14 protein-coding genes are annotated in these 16,500 nt (G+C 64.3%); 6 read left to right on the top strand and 8 right to left on the bottom strand.

The window, feature by feature from the left end:
• The first annotated feature begins 135 nt into the window (after positions 1–135).
• The 5 genes from RYH74_RS04095 (at position 136) to RYH74_RS04075 (ending at position 3,643) form a co-directional block, all read left to right on the top strand.
• A complete protein-coding gene (locus RYH74_RS04095) occupies positions 136–1,629 on the top strand; it encodes an RNA polymerase factor sigma-54 (protein ID WP_015269061.1) in 1,494 nt (497 codons plus the stop codon).
• Between the two features lie 79 nt (positions 1,630–1,708).
• The gene (hpf, locus tag RYH74_RS04090; protein ID WP_003255135.1) at positions 1,709–2,017 is read left to right on the top strand and encodes a ribosome hibernation-promoting factor, HPF/YfiA family; all 309 of its coding nucleotides are present in this window, start codon (positions 1,709–1,711) and stop codon (positions 2,015–2,017) included.
• 12 nt (positions 2,018–2,029) lie between these two features.
• Entirely contained in the window at positions 2,030–2,494 is a 465-nt protein-coding gene (ptsN, locus tag RYH74_RS04085; RefSeq protein ID WP_015269060.1) for a PTS IIA-like nitrogen regulatory protein PtsN, read from the top strand.
• Between the two features lie 2 nt (positions 2,495–2,496).
• Entirely contained in the window at positions 2,497–3,351 is an 855-nt protein-coding gene (gene rapZ, locus RYH74_RS04080; protein ID WP_025337823.1) for an RNase adapter RapZ, read from the top strand.
• Positions 3,352–3,370: 19 nt separating this feature from the next.
• Positions 3,371–3,643, top strand: coding sequence for an HPr family phosphocarrier protein (locus RYH74_RS04075; protein ID WP_023660775.1), 273 nt, complete (start codon positions 3,371–3,373; stop codon positions 3,641–3,643).
• Between the two features lie 352 nt (positions 3,644–3,995).
• Here RYH74_RS04075 and RYH74_RS04070 read toward each other — a convergent pair whose 3' ends face one another.
• From RYH74_RS04070 to pmbA, 4 genes are all read right to left on the bottom strand, one after another.
• Complete coding sequence (locus tag RYH74_RS04070; protein WP_317408994.1) at positions 3,996–4,607, bottom strand: superoxide dismutase; 612 nt, start codon at positions 4,605–4,607, stop codon at positions 3,996–3,998.
• A gap of 75 nt (positions 4,608–4,682) precedes the next feature.
• A complete protein-coding gene (locus RYH74_RS04065) occupies positions 4,683–6,059 on the bottom strand; it encodes a class II fumarate hydratase (protein WP_317408993.1) in 1,377 nt (458 codons plus the stop codon).
• The gene (locus RYH74_RS04060; RefSeq protein WP_025337819.1) at positions 6,052–6,453 is read right to left on the bottom strand and encodes a hypothetical protein; all 402 of its coding nucleotides are present in this window, start codon (positions 6,451–6,453) and stop codon (positions 6,052–6,054) included. The genes RYH74_RS04065 and RYH74_RS04060 overlap by 8 nt, the downstream gene beginning before the upstream one ends.
• A gap of 241 nt (positions 6,454–6,694) precedes the next feature.
• Positions 6,695–8,041 (bottom strand): metalloprotease PmbA, encoded by a 1,347-nt coding sequence (pmbA, locus tag RYH74_RS04055; protein WP_025337818.1) that lies wholly within the window; start codon positions 8,039–8,041, stop codon positions 6,695–6,697.
• 108 nt (positions 8,042–8,149) lie between these two features.
• Between pmbA and yjgA the strand changes: the two genes are divergently transcribed.
• Positions 8,150–8,671 carry a ribosome biogenesis factor YjgA gene (gene yjgA / locus RYH74_RS04050; RefSeq protein WP_025337817.1) on the top strand — a complete coding sequence of 174 codons (522 nt, stop codon included), beginning with the start codon at positions 8,150–8,152 and terminating at the stop codon, positions 8,669–8,671.
• A gap of 139 nt (positions 8,672–8,810) precedes the next feature.
• On the opposite strand, the gene tldD is transcribed toward yjgA, so the two are convergent.
• The 4 genes from tldD to rng all read right to left on the bottom strand — a co-directional run bounded on the left by tldD (position 8,811) and on the right by rng (position 16,486).
• The gene (gene tldD, locus RYH74_RS04045; protein ID WP_286101101.1) at positions 8,811–10,250 is read right to left on the bottom strand and encodes a metalloprotease TldD; all 1,440 of its coding nucleotides are present in this window, start codon (positions 10,248–10,250) and stop codon (positions 8,811–8,813) included.
• A 2-nt stretch (positions 10,251–10,252) separates the two neighbouring features.
• Positions 10,253–11,104, bottom strand: coding sequence for a carbon-nitrogen hydrolase family protein (locus tag RYH74_RS04040; protein ID WP_075043863.1), 852 nt, complete (start codon positions 11,102–11,104; stop codon positions 10,253–10,255).
• A gap of 8 nt (positions 11,105–11,112) precedes the next feature.
• Complete coding sequence (locus tag RYH74_RS04035; protein WP_317408992.1) at positions 11,113–14,946, bottom strand: YhdP family protein; 3,834 nt, start codon at positions 14,944–14,946, stop codon at positions 11,113–11,115.
• 82 nt (positions 14,947–15,028) lie between these two features.
• Positions 15,029–16,486, bottom strand: a complete 1,458-nt coding sequence (rng, locus tag RYH74_RS04030; protein WP_013971067.1) for a ribonuclease G — start codon at positions 16,484–16,486, stop codon at positions 15,029–15,031.
• Between the last annotated feature and the right edge of the window lie 14 nt (positions 16,487–16,500).

The following is a 16,500-nucleotide window of genomic DNA, read 5'->3' as shown; positions in this document are numbered from 1 at the left end:
CCCGGGGTAAAGTGTTACGGTGCTCTAGGCAAACGCTACAATTTAAGGCATAAAACTTGCTTGATCTGGCGCCCCGGCGCCCTCGTGTAGTGGATGGCGCATGCGCGCCGGCGAACAAGGTATTAAGCCCCAGCCATGAAACCATCGCTCGTCCTAAAAATGGGCCAGCAACTGACGATGACACCGCAGTTGCAACAGGCCATCCGCCTGCTCCAGCTCTCCACCCTGGACCTCCAACAGGAAATCCAGGAAGCGCTGGAGTCGAACCCGATGCTCGAACGTCAGGAAGACGGCGACGACTTCGACAACAGCGACCCGATGGCGGACAACGCCGAGAACAAGCCGGCCGCCGAAGTCCAGGACAACAGCTTCCAGGAAAGCACCACCAGTGCCGACACCCTGGAAGACGGTGAGTGGAGCGAGCGCATCCCCAACGAACTGCCGGTCGACACCGCCTGGGAAGACATCTACCAGACCAGTGCCAGCAGCCTGCCGAGCAACGACGACGACGAGTGGGACTTCACCACCCGCACATCGGCCGGCGAAAGCCTGCAAAGCCACCTGCTGTGGCAACTGAACCTGGCTCCGATGTCCGACACCGACCGCCTGATCGCCGTCACCCTGATCGACAGCATCAACGGCCAGGGCTACCTGGAAGACACCCTCGAGGAAATCTGCGCCGGTTTCGACCCGGAGCTGGATATCGAGCTGGACGAGGTCGAAGCGGTGCTGCACCGCATCCAGCAGTTCGAGCCAGCCGGCGTTGCCGCCCGCACCCTGGGCGAATGCCTGTTGCTGCAACTGCGCCAGCTGCCTGCCAGCACCCCGTGGATGGCCGAAGCCAAGCGCCTGGTCACCGACTTCATCGACCTGCTCGGCAGCCGTGATTACAGCCAGCTGATGCGTCGCATGAAAATCAAGGAAGACGAGCTGCGCCAGGTCATCGAACTGGTACAAAGCCTCAACCCGCGCCCCGGCTCGCAGATCGAGTCCAGCGAGCCCGAGTACGTGGTGCCCGACGTCATCGTGCGCAAGGACAGCGACCGCTGGCTGGTGGAGCTGAACCAGGAGGCCATTCCGCGCCTGCGCGTCAACCCGCAGTACGCCGGTTTTGTGCGCCGGGCCGACACCAGCGCCGACAACACCTTCATGCGCAACCAGTTGCAGGAAGCGCGCTGGTTCATCAAGAGCCTGCAAAGCCGCAACGAAACCCTGATGAAAGTGGCCACGCAGATCGTCGAGCACCAGCGCGGCTTCCTCGACCACGGCGACGAAGCGATGAAGCCGCTGGTACTGCATGACATCGCCGAAGCGGTGGGCATGCACGAGTCGACCATTTCGCGGGTAACCACGCAGAAATACATGCACACCCCGCGTGGCATCTACGAACTGAAATACTTTTTCTCCAGCCACGTCAGCACCTCCGAAGGCGGAGAATGCTCGTCTACGGCGATCCGCGCGATCATCAAGAAACTGGTTGCGGCGGAAAATCAGAAAAAGCCATTGAGTGACAGCAAGATCGCTGGTTTACTGGAGGCACAAGGCATCCAGGTAGCCCGTCGCACCGTCGCCAAGTACCGCGAGTCCCTCGGCATCGCACCGTCGAGCGAGCGCAAGCGACTGATGTAGCCCCTGAGATGTGCCACAGCGTTTGTGGGGCAGGTGCAAGACCTGCCTCTTTATGCACGGGCAACAAAGGAGAAGCTGTATGCAAGTCAATATCAGTGGACAGCATGTAGAAGTCACCCAGCCACTGCGCGATTATGTGCTTGAAAAGCTCGCTCGCGTGGAAAGTCACTTCGACAAGATCACCAACGTGCAGGTCATCATGAAAGTCGAGAAGCTGCAGCAGAAGGTCGAGGCGACCTTGCAGATTCCCGGCGGCGAAGTGGTTGCCAACGCCGAACACGAAGACATGTATGCAGCGATCGACGCCTTGGCCGACAAGCTCGACCGCCAACTGAAAAAACACAAGGAAAAACAGCAAAGCCTGCTGCAAGGTGCAGCTGCCCGCTGATCCCCCTCATCCATGATCCGACTTGAAACCATCCTGACCCCCGGCCGTTCCCTCGTGAACGTGCCGGGCGGCAGCAAGAAGCGCGCCCTGGAAAAGGTCGCCACCGTCATCGCCGAACAAGTGCCCGAACTGGAGATGCAAGACGTCTTCGAAAAACTGGTCGCCCGGGAAAAACTCGGTTCGACCGGTTTCGGCAACGGCATCGCCATCCCGCACTGCCGGCTTGAAGGATGTTCCGCTCCGGTCAGCGCCCTGCTGCACCTGGAAGCCCCTATCGACTACGACGCCATCGATGGCGCGCCGGTGGACCTGCTGTTCGTCCTGCTGGTGCCTGAAGCCGCCACCGATGCCCATCTGGAATTGCTGCGCCAGATTGCCAGCATGCTCGATCGCAAGGAGGTCCGTGATCGCCTGCGTGCGGCCACCAGCAGCGAGGCCCTGTTCCAGGTTGTCCTGGACGTACAGAACGAGCACTGAACATGCGCCTGATCATCGTCAGCGGCCGGTCCGGCTCCGGCAAGAGCACCGCCCTCGATGTCCTGGAAGACAACGGTTTCTACTGCATTGACAACCTGCCCGCCGGGCTGCTGCCACAGCTGGCGGAAAATGCGCTGATCAATACCGAATTGCTGCAACCCAAGGTCGCCGTGTCGATCGACGCGCGCAACCTGCCCAGCCACCTGACGCGTTTCCCCGAGTTGCTCGAAGAAGCCCGCGCCCGGCATATCCAGTGCGACGTGCTGTACCTGGATGCCGACGAAGACGTACTGCTCAAGCGCTTCTCGGAAACCCGCCGACGCCACCCGCTGACCAACGCCGACCGCTCGCTTGCGGAAGCGATTCGGGTGGAAAGCGAATTGCTGGGGCCGATTGCAGACCTGGCCGACCTGAAGATCGATACCACCAGCCTGAACCTTTACCAGTTGCGTGATTCGATCAAGCTGCGCCTGCTCAACCAGCCCGAGCCTGGCACCGCGTTTCTGGTCGAGTCGTTTGGCTTCAAGCGCGGAATGCCGGTCGATGCCGACCTGGTGTTCGATGTGCGCTGCCTGCCCAACCCCTACTGGAAACCCGAGCTGCGTGAGCATTCCGGCCTCGACCAACCGGTGATCGACTACCTGGCCGCACAGCCGGATGTCGAAGAGATGTTCAACGACATTTCCAGCTACCTGCTCAAGTGGCTGCCCCGCTTCGCCGCCAGCAACCGTGCCTACGTCACCATTGCCATTGGCTGCACCGGCGGTCACCACCGCTCGGTGTACATCACTGAACGCCTTGGCCAGCTGCTGCAGCAATCCCTGAAAAACGTCCAGGTCCGCCACCGCGACCTCTAGCCCAAGGATCCGCCCCACGATGCCCGCCCGTGAAATCACCATCATCAACAAGCTGGGTCTGCATGCCCGGGCGGCAGCCAAGTTCGTCGGCGTTGCCGGCCGCTTCCCCTGTCAGGTCAGGGTTGGCCGTGCGCCGGACAAGCTGGTGGATGGCAAGAGCATCATGGCGGTGATGATGCTGGCGGCCGGCAAAGGCACCCAGGTGCACCTGCATACCGAAGGCGAGCAGGACGTTGATGCCATGGATGCGCTGGTCGAGCTGATCAACAACTTCTTCGACGAAGGCGAATGAATTTCGCAAGCGGTACGCGTACCCTGTGGGAGCGGCTTTAGCCGCGAAGAATCCAACGCGGTGCATGGCACCGGCTGCGCCGGTGTTCGCGGCTAAAGCCGCTCCCACAGAGTCCCCGCCAATTCAATGAGTTATGTGCCGCTCCCAAAGCGAAGCCGGTGAACACCCCATCATCCGGCGCAAACCGATGCACAGCCCCAAGATGGCCAGGCCAGGTCCAACCAGGCAAAGCCGCGCGCCAATAGCAATGCAGTGCCTGCCAGTAACAGCAAAGTCCCAAGCGTCAGGCGAAACAAGCGAAACAGGCGCACACGGCTGACAGACATCATCTGGGAGCGCATACCGGGGAGACTCACTTCAGGGTTTCGAGGTAGCGGCGCTCCACTTCCGCCCAGTCAATGACGTTGTAGAAGGCACCGATGTATTCCGGACGACGGTTCTGGTACTTCAGGTAGTAGGCATGCTCCCACACGTCCAGGCCGAGGATTGGCGTGTTGCCGTGCATCAGCGGGCTGTCCTGGTTGCCGCTGCTTTCCACTACCAGGGTTTTCTGCGGGTTCACGCTGAGCCAGGCCCAGCCACTGCCGAAGCGGGTCAGCGCAGCCTTGGTGAAGGCCTCCTTGAAGGCATCGAAGCCGCCCAGTTGGGCGTCGATGGCCTGCGCCAGAGCGCCCTGCGGCTCTCCCCCACCCTGCGGCGACATCACGGTCCAGAACAGCCTGTGGTTGGCGTGCCCGCCGCCATGGTTGGTCACCGCACCACGCAGGTTTTCCGGCAGTTGCCCGACCGCGCCGAGCAGTTTTTCCACCGGCCACCCAGCCCACTCGGTGCCTTCGATGGCGGCGTTGAGGCCATTGACGTAGGTCTGGTGGTGCTTGGTGTGGTGGATTTCCATGGTCTGCGCGTCGATGTGCGGTTCCAGCGCAGCGTAGGCGTAAGGCAGTGCAGGCAAGGTATGGGGCATATCAGTGAATTCCGTAGGCATGGGTTGGGCGATGACCAACGCGGCCACCGCTGGCGCTTGGGCCGTGACTCAGTGTCAGATACCACCGGCGGTGAGCTTCTCCGGGTCCAGCAGCGCTTCCAGCTGGTCACGGCACAGGTCGGTGTGCTCCAGCGCCACGTCGATGATCGGACGGCCCTGCTTGTAGGCGGTCTTGGCGATTTCAGCGGCCTTGAGGTAGCCGATGATCGGGTTCAGCGCTGTGACCAGAATCGGGTTGCGTGCCAGGGCTTCCTTGAGCTTGCTTTCGTTGACCTTGAAGCTGGCGATGGCCTTGTCGGCCAGCAGGCGGCTGACGTTGGCCATCAGCTCGATGCTCTCCAGCAGGTTGCGGGCGATCACCGGCAGCATCACGTTCAGCTCGAAGTTGCCGGACTGGCCGGCGATGGCGATGGTGGCGTCATTGCCGATCACCTGGGCGGCGACCATGGCGGTGGCCTCTGGAATCACCGGGTTGACCTTGCCCGGCATGATCGAAGAGCCCGGCTGCAGGCCTTGCAGCTCGATTTCGCCCAGCCCGGCCAGCGGGCCAGAGTTCATCCAGCGCAGGTCGTTGGCGATTTTCATCAGCGCCACGGCGGCAGTCTTGAGCTGGCCGGACAGGGCCACGGCGGTGTCCTGCGAGCCGATCAGGGCGAACAGGTTCTGCCCGGGGGTGAACTCGACCTGGGTCAGGCCGCTGAGCTGGCGGGCGAAACCGGCAGCGAACTGTGGGTGAGCGTTGATGCCGGTGCCCACGGCGGTGCCACCCTGGGCCAGCGCCTGCAGGCTCGGCAGGGTCGCTTCGATGTGTGCCTTGGCGCCATTGATCTGCGCCGCCCAGCCATCCAGCACCTGGCTCATGCGCACTGGCATGGCGTCCATCAGGTGGGTGCGGCCGGTCTTCACGTACTGATGCACCTGTGCCGACTTGGCCTCGATCACCTGTACCAGGTGCGCCAGTTCTGGCAGCAGTTGCTCGTGCAGGGCCAGGGCGGCGCTGACGTGAATGGTGGTCGGGATGATGTCGTTGCTGCTCTGGCCGCAGTTGACGTGGTCGTTGGCGTTGACGGCCTCACCCAGCACGCGGCTGGCCAGAGTCGCGATCACCTCGTTGGCGTTCATGTTCGAGCTGGTGCCGGAGCCGGTCTGGAACACATCCACCGGGAAATGCTGGATGAAGTCACCCGCCAGCAGTTGCTCGACTGCCGTGACGATGGCCTGACCCTGCGCGGTCGACAGCTGTTCCAGTTCGACGTTGGCCTTGGCCGCGGCAGCCTTGGCCAGCAGCAGCGCGCGAATGAACTGGGCCGGCATGCGCTGGCCGCTGATCGGGAAGTTGTCGACCGCGCGCTGGGTCTGGGCACCGTACAGGGCCTGGGCCGGCACCTGCAGTTCGCCCATGCTGTCACGCTCGATACGGGTATCACTCATCATCAAATCCTTGCATCAGTTCATCGGGAGAAATCGACGGCAGCAGGCGGCAATTGGCCAACTGCAGGGCGTAGGGCTGCCAGCGCTGGTTCTGGGCCTCGCGGTCGAGGTTGCGCAGGTCCAGCAATGGGCGCCAGGCCTGGTCCAGGCACAGGCAGCGCCAATGCCAAGGCAGCATGCGGTCGCAGGCGGTATCCAGCAGCAGGCGGAAGGAAGTCAGCGCCACCGTCCATGGCGAGGTCTCGGTGCAGCACACCAGGTAACGGCCTTCAGCCAGGTAATGCTCGATCAAGCGCGGCTCGTCGGGCTCGAGCGCACAGCGGATGCGTCGGCTGAGCCAGCGCCAGTTTTCCAGGTAGGGCAGTTCGCGGAGGACGGGTTTCATGAACATCATCGCCGGGTTACTGGATAATGATATTCATTATTAAGTGATAAACAGAATCACTTCAAGAGAAAGGTGATGAAACAAAAAACCCGGCGTGGGGCCGGGTCTTCGGTTTCATTGAAAATTCTCTATAGCCTGCACCGGCCTCTTCGCGGGCTTGCCCGCTCCCACAGGGATCGCACAGGTTTCAAGCTTGTGCAGTATCTGTGGGAGCGGGCAAGCCCGCGAAGAGGCCGGTGCAGGCTGTGGATCAGCTACCCGCCACAGTCATCCGCTCGATCAGCACCGAGCCGGTGTGAATGTTGCTGCGGGTCTCAAGATCGCTGCCAATCGCGACAATCTGCTGGAACATGTCTTTCATGTTCCCGGCAATGGTCACTTCCTGCACCGCGTGCTGAATCTCGCCATTCTCGACCCAGAACCCTGCCGCGCCACGGGAATAATCCCCCGTCACCATGTTCAGGCCATGCCCCATCAACTCGGTCACCAGCAGCCCGCGGCCCATGCGCCGGATCAGCGCCGCCTGGTCTTCGACACCATGGCTGACGAACAGGTTGTGCACGCCGCCGGCGTTGGCCGTGCTTGGCAAACCCAGCTTGCGCCCGGAATAGGTACCCAGCAGGTACGACACCAGCTCACCCTTGTCGACGAACGGCTTGGCATAGGTAGCCAGGCCATCGCCGTCGAATGCAGCACTACCCAGTGCCCGCGGAATGTGCGGGCGCTCGTCGAGGGTCAGCCAGGTAGGGAACAGGCGCTGGCCGATGGTCCCCTCCAGGAACGACGACTTGCGATACAGGTTGCCGCCGGAGATGGCCGACAGGAAGCTGCCGAACAGGCCACCGGCCAGCTCGGCCGAGAACAGCACCGGCACCTCGCAGGTCGGCACCGGCCGCGCACCCAGGCGGCTGGCGGCACGCTGGGCAGCGCGCACGCCGATGCTACGCGGGTCTGCCAGCAGGTTGCCCTGGCGGTTCACGTCGTACCAGTAATCACGCTGCATCTGGCCGTCGCCTTCGGCGATCATCACGCAGCTCAGGCTGTGCCGGGTCGAGGCGTAGCCACCGATGAAACCATGGCTGTTGCCATACACGCGGCAGCCCTGGTGGGTATTGAGGGTGGTGCCGTCGGCATTGAGGATACGCGGGTCGGCGTCGAATGCCGCCGCCTCGCAGGCCAGGGCCATCTCGATGGCCTTCTCCGGCTCGAGGTTCCAGTCGTGGTACAGGTCCAGATCCGGGATCTCGCGGGCCATCAACGCTGCGTCGGCCAGGCCGGAACATTCGTCCTCGGAGGTATGCTTGGCAATCGCCAAGGCCGCGGCGACGGTTTCGCGGATCGCCTCCGGGCCACTGGCCGAGGTGCTGGCCGAGCCTTTGCGCTGGCCCACATAGAGGGTGATGCCAAAGCCCTGGTCGCGGTTGAACTCGACCGTTTCGACCTCTCGCTGGCGTACCGTGGTGGACAGGCCCTGCTCCAGCGACACCGCCACTTCGCAGGCACTGGCCCCCTGGCGGCGCGCTTCGGCGATGATCGCCTCGACCTGCTCCTGCAATGCTGGCAGGTCCTTCGGACCTACGCTCTGGACTGCACTCATGGTTCTCTCCACTCAAATTCTGCGTTCGGCGAGGGTCATTCTACGACCGGGCCGGACAAGCGGCCCCCGACTGGTTATCATGGCGGCGATTTCTAGCGGACTGCCACCATGGTTGATTCAAACGACGACGCCTTCGACGGCGAAAAAAGCAAAACCCAGATCAAGCGCGAGCTGCATGCGCTGGTCGAACTCGGCGAGCGCCTTACCACGCTCAAGGCCGATACCCTGGCTCGCCTGCCGTTGACCGACGAGCTGCGCAAGGCCCTGGCTGAAGCCAGCAAGCACACCGCTCACGGTGCCCGCAAACGCCACATGTCGTTTGTCGGCAAGCTGATGCGCGTGCAGGACCTGGATGCCATCCACGCCTTGCTCGAACAGATGGACAGCTCGACCCGCCAGTACAACGAGCGCTTCCACGGCCTGGAGCGCTGGCGCGACCGGTTGATCGACGGTAACGACGAAGACCTCGAGCGCTTCGTCAGCGAATACCCCGACACCGACCGCCAGCAACTGCGCTCGCTGGTGCGCCATGCCCAGCACGAGAAGGCGCGGAACAAACCGCCTGCCGCCGCGCGCAAGGTGTTCAAGTACATCCGCGACCTCGACGAGCTGCAGCGCGGCTTGCGCTGATCACCCTGGGGCCGCTTTGCGGCCCAATCGCGACACAAGGCCGCTCCCACAGTAAGTGCGCAGCCATTTCTGCATGGCGCAATCCCTGTGGGAGCGGCCTTGCGTCGCGAAAGGACCGCAAAGCGGTCCCAGATGGCCATCACGCCCCTGTACCGCCCACGGTAATCGCATCCAGCTTCAAGGTCGGCTGCCCGACCCCCACCGGCACCGACTGCCCGTCCTTGCCGCAAGTCCCTACCCCGCTGTCCAGCGCCAGGTCGTTACCGACCATCGACACCCGGCTCATCGCTTCCGGGCCATTGCCGATCAGGGTCGCCCCCTTCACCGGCGCGGTAATCTTGCCGTCTTCGATCAGGTAAGCCTCACTGGTCGAGAACACGAACTTGCCGCTGGTGATGTCCACCTGGCCACCGCCGAGATTGGCGCAGTAGATGCCCTTCTTCACCGAAGCGATGATTTCCTGCGGGTCGCTTTCGCCGGCACGCATGTAGGTGTTGGTCATGCGCGGCATCGGCAGGTGCGCGTAGGATTCGCGGCGGCCGTTGCCGGTCACCGCCATGCCCATCAGGCGCGCGTTCAGCTTGTCCTGCATGTAGCCCTTGAGCACACCGTTCTCGATCAGCGTGGTGCACTCGGTCGGGGTGCCTTCGTCATCCACGCTCAGCGAGCCACGGCGGCCTTCGAGGGTGCCGTCGTCGACGATGGTGCACAGGCTCGATGCCACTTTCTCGCCAATACGGCCGCTGAACGCCGAACTGCCCTTGCGGTTGAAGTCACCTTCCAGGCCGTGGCCGACAGCCTCGTGCAGCAGCACGCCCGACCAGCCCGAACCCAGCACCACCGGCAGGGTACCAGCCGGTGCCGGGATCGCCTCCAGGTTCACCAGGGCCTGGCGCAGCGCTTCGCGGGCATAGCCCATGACCCGCTCTTCGGTGAAGAAGCGGTAGTCGGTACGCCCGCCACCGCCCTGCCCGCCACGCTCGCGGCGGCCATTCTGCTCGACGATGACGCTGACGTTGAAGCGCACCAGCGGGCGCACATCGGCGGCCAGGCTGCCATCGGCCGCAGCGATCAGGATGCGCTCCCAGACCCCGGCCATGCTCACACTGACCTGCTGGATACGCGGGTCCAGGGCACGGGTGGCGGCGTCGACACGCTTGAGCAGCTCGACCTTCTCGGCACGGCTGAGCACATCCAGCGGGTTGTCCGCCGGATAAAGGGCTGTCACCTCCTGGCTGCGGAAGGCCTGCACCTTGCCGTTCTGCCCGGCACGGGAGATCGAACGGGCTGCACGGGCGGCCGAGGTCAGCGCTTCGAGGTTGATTGCGTTGCTGTAGGCAAAGCCGGTCTTTTCACCGGACTGGGCACGCACGCCCACGCCCTGGTCGAGGTTGAAACTGCCCTCTTTGACGATGCCGTCTTCCAGCGCCCAGGTTTCCGAGATCTGGCCCTGGAAATACAGGTCGGCGGCATCGATGCCGGGGCCGGCCAACTCACCCAGCACGCTCTGCAGGCTGTCCAGGGTCAAGCCGCCTGGGGCCAGGAGCTGCTCGCTGACGGTGGATAACATCTGGCTCATAGTCACTCCGAGGTGTGCGCAGGCCGCAACGCGCCCTGCGAGAAAAAGCGCCGGTGCGATACCACCGGCATGCGCGCCCGGATGGACGCTTGTTCGTCAATGTCGCGCTCGGCGAGCAGTACCGCTTCACCTTGCGCCTGTTCCGCGACGATGCGCCCCCAGGGGTCGACGATCGCCGCATGGCCATGGGTTTCCCGTGGCCCCGGGTGAGTGCCGCCCTGCGCCGCAGCCAGCAGGTAGCACTGGGTCTCGATGGCACGGGCGCGCACCAGCACTTCCCAGTGCGCCGCGCCCGTTACCGCAGTGAAGGCGGCCGGCGCAGTGATCAGTTCCGCACCAGCGGCGCGCAGTGCGCTGTACAGTTCGGGGAAGCGCAGGTCGTAGCACACGCTCAGCCCCAGCCGCCCCACCGGCGTATCAGCCACCACTACCTGGGCGCCGTGGGCATAGTCATCAGACTCGCGGTAACGGCCACGGTTGTCGGCAACGTCCACATCGAACAGGTGCAGCTTGTCATAGCGTGCCGCCACCTCACCGTGTTCGTCGATCAACAGCGAGCAGGCATGCGCCTTTGCTTCGGGCTGGCCGACCGGTGGCAATGGCAAGGTACCGGCGACAATCCATAACTTGAGGTCGCGGGCGGTACGTTTCAACCATGGCAGGATCGGCCCTTCGCCCAACGCTTCGGCGCGGCCGATGGCAGCGGCGTCCTTGCGGCCCATGGCGGCGAAGTTTTCCGGCAGCACGGCCAGCCGTGCACCGCCAAAGGCGGCCTGCTCCAGCAGGGCACCGGCGCGCTGCAGGTTGGCCAGCACATCGTCCTGGCTGACCATCTGGATTACAGCTGCCTTCATGGGCACTCCTAGCGGGATTTCTCGAAAGGTTTCACAAATGTGATTCTAGGCTCTTTCACCGGACCTTCGACACGGTAGTGCACACTGGCGAAGCGCGACACGCGGTCGCCGATCAGCCGGTCGACCAGGAACAGCGCCCCGCCCACGGCCGGCGCGCCGACAATCAGGGCCGCCAGCGGCAGGTTGTTGGTCACTGGCAGGCTCACCTGCAGATTGGCATCGACCCGGTCGCGTACCAGGTCCAGGGTACCGTCCAGCTCGAAGTTGCTCGACGGGCCAGTCACGGCGATTGGCTCGCGGGTCACATAGACACCGTTACTGGCCACCAGCAAGCCTTTGACCCGGTCGTAGGCCAGGCCCTTGTCGAACAGGTCGGAGAAGTCCAGGCGCAAGCGCCGGCCGATGGAGTTGAAGTTCAACAGGCCGAACACCCGCAGCGCCTGGGCACTGCCTTCGACCTCGACGAACTGTCCGGTGCGCAGCGCTGCGTCCATGCTGCCAGAGAAGCGCTTGAGGCTCACCGAGGCCGGCGAACCCGGCCAGCGGCCATCCACATCCAGGCGGAAGTCGCGGCTGGTCACGGTCGGGGCAAAGCCCCAGGCCTTGAGCACATCCGCCAGGTTCTTGCCGTCCAGGCGCCCTTTGTACCAGCTGCTGGTGCCGCCCGGTTCGCCTTCCCAGCCGCCGCCACCATCGATACGCAGGCCTTTGAAGTCGAGGTCGATGTCGCTGGCGGTCACGCCACGCGCGGTCGGCCGCAGCTTGAGCGACGCACTACCGAACAGGTCGTCACCGCGATAGAGCTTGTCGATGCTCAGGTCCAGCGCCGGCACCTTGCGCGGGTCGAACGAGGCCAGCGGGTCGGGGCCCTCTTCGGCCTGTGCCTCGGCCTGCTTTTCAGCAGCGCTGGCGGCGGGCAGGCGCAAGGTCTGCATGCGCACGACCATGGGCGCGCCCTTGGCATCCGGCACCCGGGCGTTGCCGATGACTTCCTTGCTGTCGAGGCGCAAATCCCAGGCGGGGCCACCACGGGCCAGGCGCACCACGGCCTGGTTCAGGTCCAGGCCAAAGGCTTTCAGCTGGCCGATGCTCAGGTCGACGCCTTGCAGGTTCTGCCGCGCGCTTCCGCCCGGGTCGTTACCGGCCAGGCGCGCCGCCTGTTCCTGCCAAGGCCCCAGGTCCAGCGCCTCCAGGTGCCCGCGCACTCGCAGGCCTTGGCCGGCAGGTACCTGGGCGTCACCGGCGCCCAGCAGCAACTCGCCACGGCCCTGCCCCAGCTTCTCGGCCGGCGCGGCGTAGGCAAAGCGGGCAAGGTCGGTGTAGGCGACATCGAAGCGCCGCTCCGGCCCCTGCAGGGTCATGCTGAAACGGGTGTCACGGGTATCGGACGCTGCCTTGCCAAAGGGTGCTGGCAGGTCGATGGCCAGGCCCTTGAGGCTGGAATTGACACTCAGGCGGTTGTCCCGGCTACCCAGGCTGACCTGCAACTGGTACGGCAGGTCGCCGGAAGCCGGCAAGGCCTGGTTGAACTGCAGCCAGTCGGTCAGTGCCTTGAGCGACACCTGGCCGCTGGCGTTGACGCGTGTCTGCATCTGCCCGGGCTGGCCTTCGGCGGTGATTTGCGCCGTTACCGGCTTGCCGAAGGCCTGCAGGCTGATGCCCTTGCCGCTCAGGCCCTTGTCCAAATCGAAACTGAAGTCACCCTTCAGGCGGCTCAACTCCAGGCTCGGCGGCGCCACCTTCAACCGTGCATCGTCTGTGGCAAAGTCCACCTGCACTTTCGGCCGCTGCCCGTGGGCCAGCGGAATGTCGAGCTTGACCTTGCCCTTGAGCGGCCCCTCGCCCTCCCAGCCAGCAAAGATCTCGCCAGTGCCGATTGGCGCTTCCTTGAGGATCTTCAGGCCATCGCCCAGGCTGCCGTCGAAGTCGCCATCGAGGTACAGGTGGCTTTGCTGGCCCTGGTCAACATGCGGGATATCGACGCTCACATCACTGACCTTGGTGTCGAGCAGTACGCCACGCTGGGCCTTGATGCGCACACCGCTGTCCTCGATGAACACATCGCCATCCACGTGCTGCACCTGCGGCCAGCCCGGCTGGAAGTCCAGGGCCGCATCACGCACCTTGAAGAACAGGCTGATGCTGCGGGCTTCCGGCGCGACACCATGGTTCAGCGAGCCCTGGTACTGGAAGTAGCCTTCGTCCACCGTGCCTTTGACGATCGCACTGCGCAGCCACTCGTCGAGGGCTGGGCTGAGCACCTCGGGCAGGTACTTGGCGGTGTAGCGGCCATCGCCTTCGGTCAGGCCGACACGCAGGTCCATGTAGTCCTCGCGGCCCTCTTCGAACAACAGGCGAATGAGGAAGTCACCGGCGATCTTCCCCTCCTCGCCGAGCACCTTGAGGTAAGGCGCGACCAGGGTGAAACCTTCCTTGTCCAAGGCCCAGGTCAGGCGCGCATTGGCCTTCTGGTAGTGCCAGGGTTTGGCGAAGATCGGGTACAGATGCAGCATGAACGCATCGGTATCAAGGCGCAGTTCGCCATGGCCAAGGTCACCGCTGATGCTGCCGCTGACGTTACCGGCTGCAGGAGCATTGTGATAGGCATCGAAACCGACCTTCTCCAGGTTGGCTTCGAACTGCAGGCGCTGGTCACCCTCGGCCTTGGGCCGGGCCTCCAGGCGCACATTGCGCAGCGCGCCGGTCACCTTCAGGCCATCGACCACGGCCATGACCTTGTCCGGCAGCGGCGCCAGGGCATCGATCAGCGGGGTCAACGGCGTGAGGTCGAGGCGGTCGGCCTGCACTTGCCAGCTTTCCGCGGCAGCGTCCTCGCCTGGACGCTGCTGCAATTGCAGGTGCGACTCCCAACGGGTCTTGCCGACATCCATGGCCAGGGAGTCGACCACCACATCGAAGCCTTGCTCCCGGCGCTGGAACCAGGCGCCCAGGGCCAGGTTGTTCACCTTGGCCGCCTTGCGCCCGGCATAGGCGCCCTGCAGCGCCGGTGCATTGAGGCGTACGACGGCCTGCTGCAACTGCCCCTTGCGCCAGTCGACCCAGAACTCGCCGCCCGCCCGCAAGGCGTCGGCATGCCACTGGCCCAGCAGGCGTGGCGGCAGCCAACGCGCCCAGTCACTCTGTGGCAGGCTCAGGTAGGCTTCGACCTGGCCGTCGCGCCAGGCGTTGGCCGAGGCACGACTGCGCAGGTTCAGCGACAGGGGCTGGCCATCGGGCAGGGTCGCGCGCAGGTCCAGGGCATGGCGTGAAGCCCCGGCCTGCAGGCCGACGCTCACATAAGTCAGGGTCAACGGGTCGCGCTGCCAGGGGTGCAGGGTGACCTGGCTGTCGAACACATCGATGCGGCCCAACTGGCGCAGGCGCTGCAACAACTCGGCGGGGTCGAGCGGCGTATCGTCCTTCTTCGGCAGGCCTTCGAGGCTCCAGGCGCCCTGCTCGTTCTCGCGCAGGATCAGTTGCAGGCCGCCCAACTGAATGCGTGCCAAGCGTACCTCGCGGGCGGTGAGGCTGGCCCAGACATCGGGTACCACCTTGACGTCGTCCAGGCGCAGGGCCGTGGCCCCCTCGCCCAGTTGCAGGTCGCGCACCCGCAGCACCGGTGCCAGGCCGCTCCAGCGGCCTTCCAGGGCACCGACGTGCACGGGCAGGCCCAAAGCCTGCTCGGCCTTGCTCTCCACATCGGCGCGGTACTCGGCCACCAACGGCACCAGTTCGCGGCCGAGGCTGACATACAGCGCCACCAGTACCGCCAGCAGGGCGCAAACGCCCAGCCCCCAGCGGGTCAAGGCGACAAGAACGCGGGTCAGACGTCCCATGGCCATGGCCCTCCAGGTCGTTTATCCATGATGGCCCGTCGTCCCGGTTTTGCCAGCCCGGGCCACCCGCGGCGCGTTTCAGAAGGCCTCAGAGCAGCACCACATCGTATTGTTCCTGCGAATACATCGACTCCACCTGGAAACGAATGGTTCGGCCGATGAAGGCCTCCAGTTCCGCGACGTTACCGGACTCTTCATCCAGCAGCCGGTCGACCACCTTCTGGTTGGCCAGCACGCGGTAGCCTTCGGCCTGGTAGGCACGGGCCTCGCGCAGGATCTCGCGGAAGATTTCGTAACAGATGGTCTCGGGAGTTTTCAGCTTGCCACGGCCCTGACAGGCCAGGCAGGGCTCGCACAGCACCTGTTCCAGGCTTTCCCGTGTGCGCTTGCGGGTCATCTGCACCAGGCCCAGCTCGGTGATGCCGATGATATTTGTCTTGGCGTGATCGCGCTCCAGCTGCTTTTCCAGGGTGCGCAGCACCTGGCGCTGGTGCTCTTCGTCTTCCATGTCGATGAAGTCGATGATGATGATGCCGCCGATATTGCGCAGGCGCAGTTGCCGGGCGATGGCTGTGGCGGCCTCGAGGTTGGTCTTGAAGATGGTCTCTTCAAGGTTGCGATGGCCGACGAAGGCGCCGGTGTTCACATCGATGGTGGTCATCGCTTCAGCGGGGTCGACCACCAGGTAGCCACCGGACTTCAGCGGTACCTTGCGCTCCAGTGCACGCTGGATCTCGTCCTCGACGCCGTACAGGTCGAAGATCGGCCGTTCGCCCGGGTAGTGCTCGAGGCGGTCGGCGATTTCCGGCATCAGCTCGCCAACGAACTGCGTGGTCTTCTGGAAGGTTTCCCGCGAGTCGATGCGGATCTTCTCGATCTTCGGGTTGACCAGGTCGCGCAAGGTACGCAGGGCCAGGCCCAGGTCCTCGTAGATGACCGTGGGCGCGCCGCAGGTCTTGATCTGGGTGCCGATCTGCTCCCACAGGCGGCGCAGGTAGCGAATGTCCTGCAGGATCTCTTCAGCGCGTGCGCCTTCGGCGGCGGTACGCAGGATGAAGCCACCGGCGTCCTTGATGTTCTCGCTTTCCATGCAGTCGCTGACCACCTGCTTGAGGCGCTCGCGCTCGGCTTCGTCTTCGATCTTCAGGGAAATGCCGACATGGCTGCTGCGCGGCATGTACACCAGGTAGCGCGACGGGATCGACAGCTGGGTGGTCAGGCGCGCGCCCTTGGTGCCGATCGGGTCCTTGGTCACCTGCACCACCAGGGCCTGGCCCTCGTGCACCAGGGCGGTGATGTTCTCTACCGCCGAGCCTTCGCGCTGGGATATTTCCGAGGCATGGATGAATGCCGCGCGCTCCAGGCCGATGTCGACGAAGGCCGCCTGCATGCCCGGCAGCACACGCACCACCTTGCCTTTGTAGATATTGCCGACGATGCCCCGGCGCTGGGTGCGCTCGACATGCACTTCCTGCAGCACCCCGTTTTCCACCACCGCCACGCGCGACTCCATCGGGGTGATGTTGATCAGGATCTCTTCACTCATGGCAGGCTCTCGTC

It is taken from the genome of Pseudomonas sp. LSJ-87, from assembly GCF_032971465.1.
In the GTDB taxonomy this organism is placed as follows: Bacteria; Pseudomonadota; Gammaproteobacteria; order Pseudomonadales; family Pseudomonadaceae; genus Aquipseudomonas; species Aquipseudomonas putida_Z.
The sequence above is the reverse complement of the archived record's forward strand: the minus strand, read 5'-3'. Positions and strand labels throughout refer to the sequence as shown.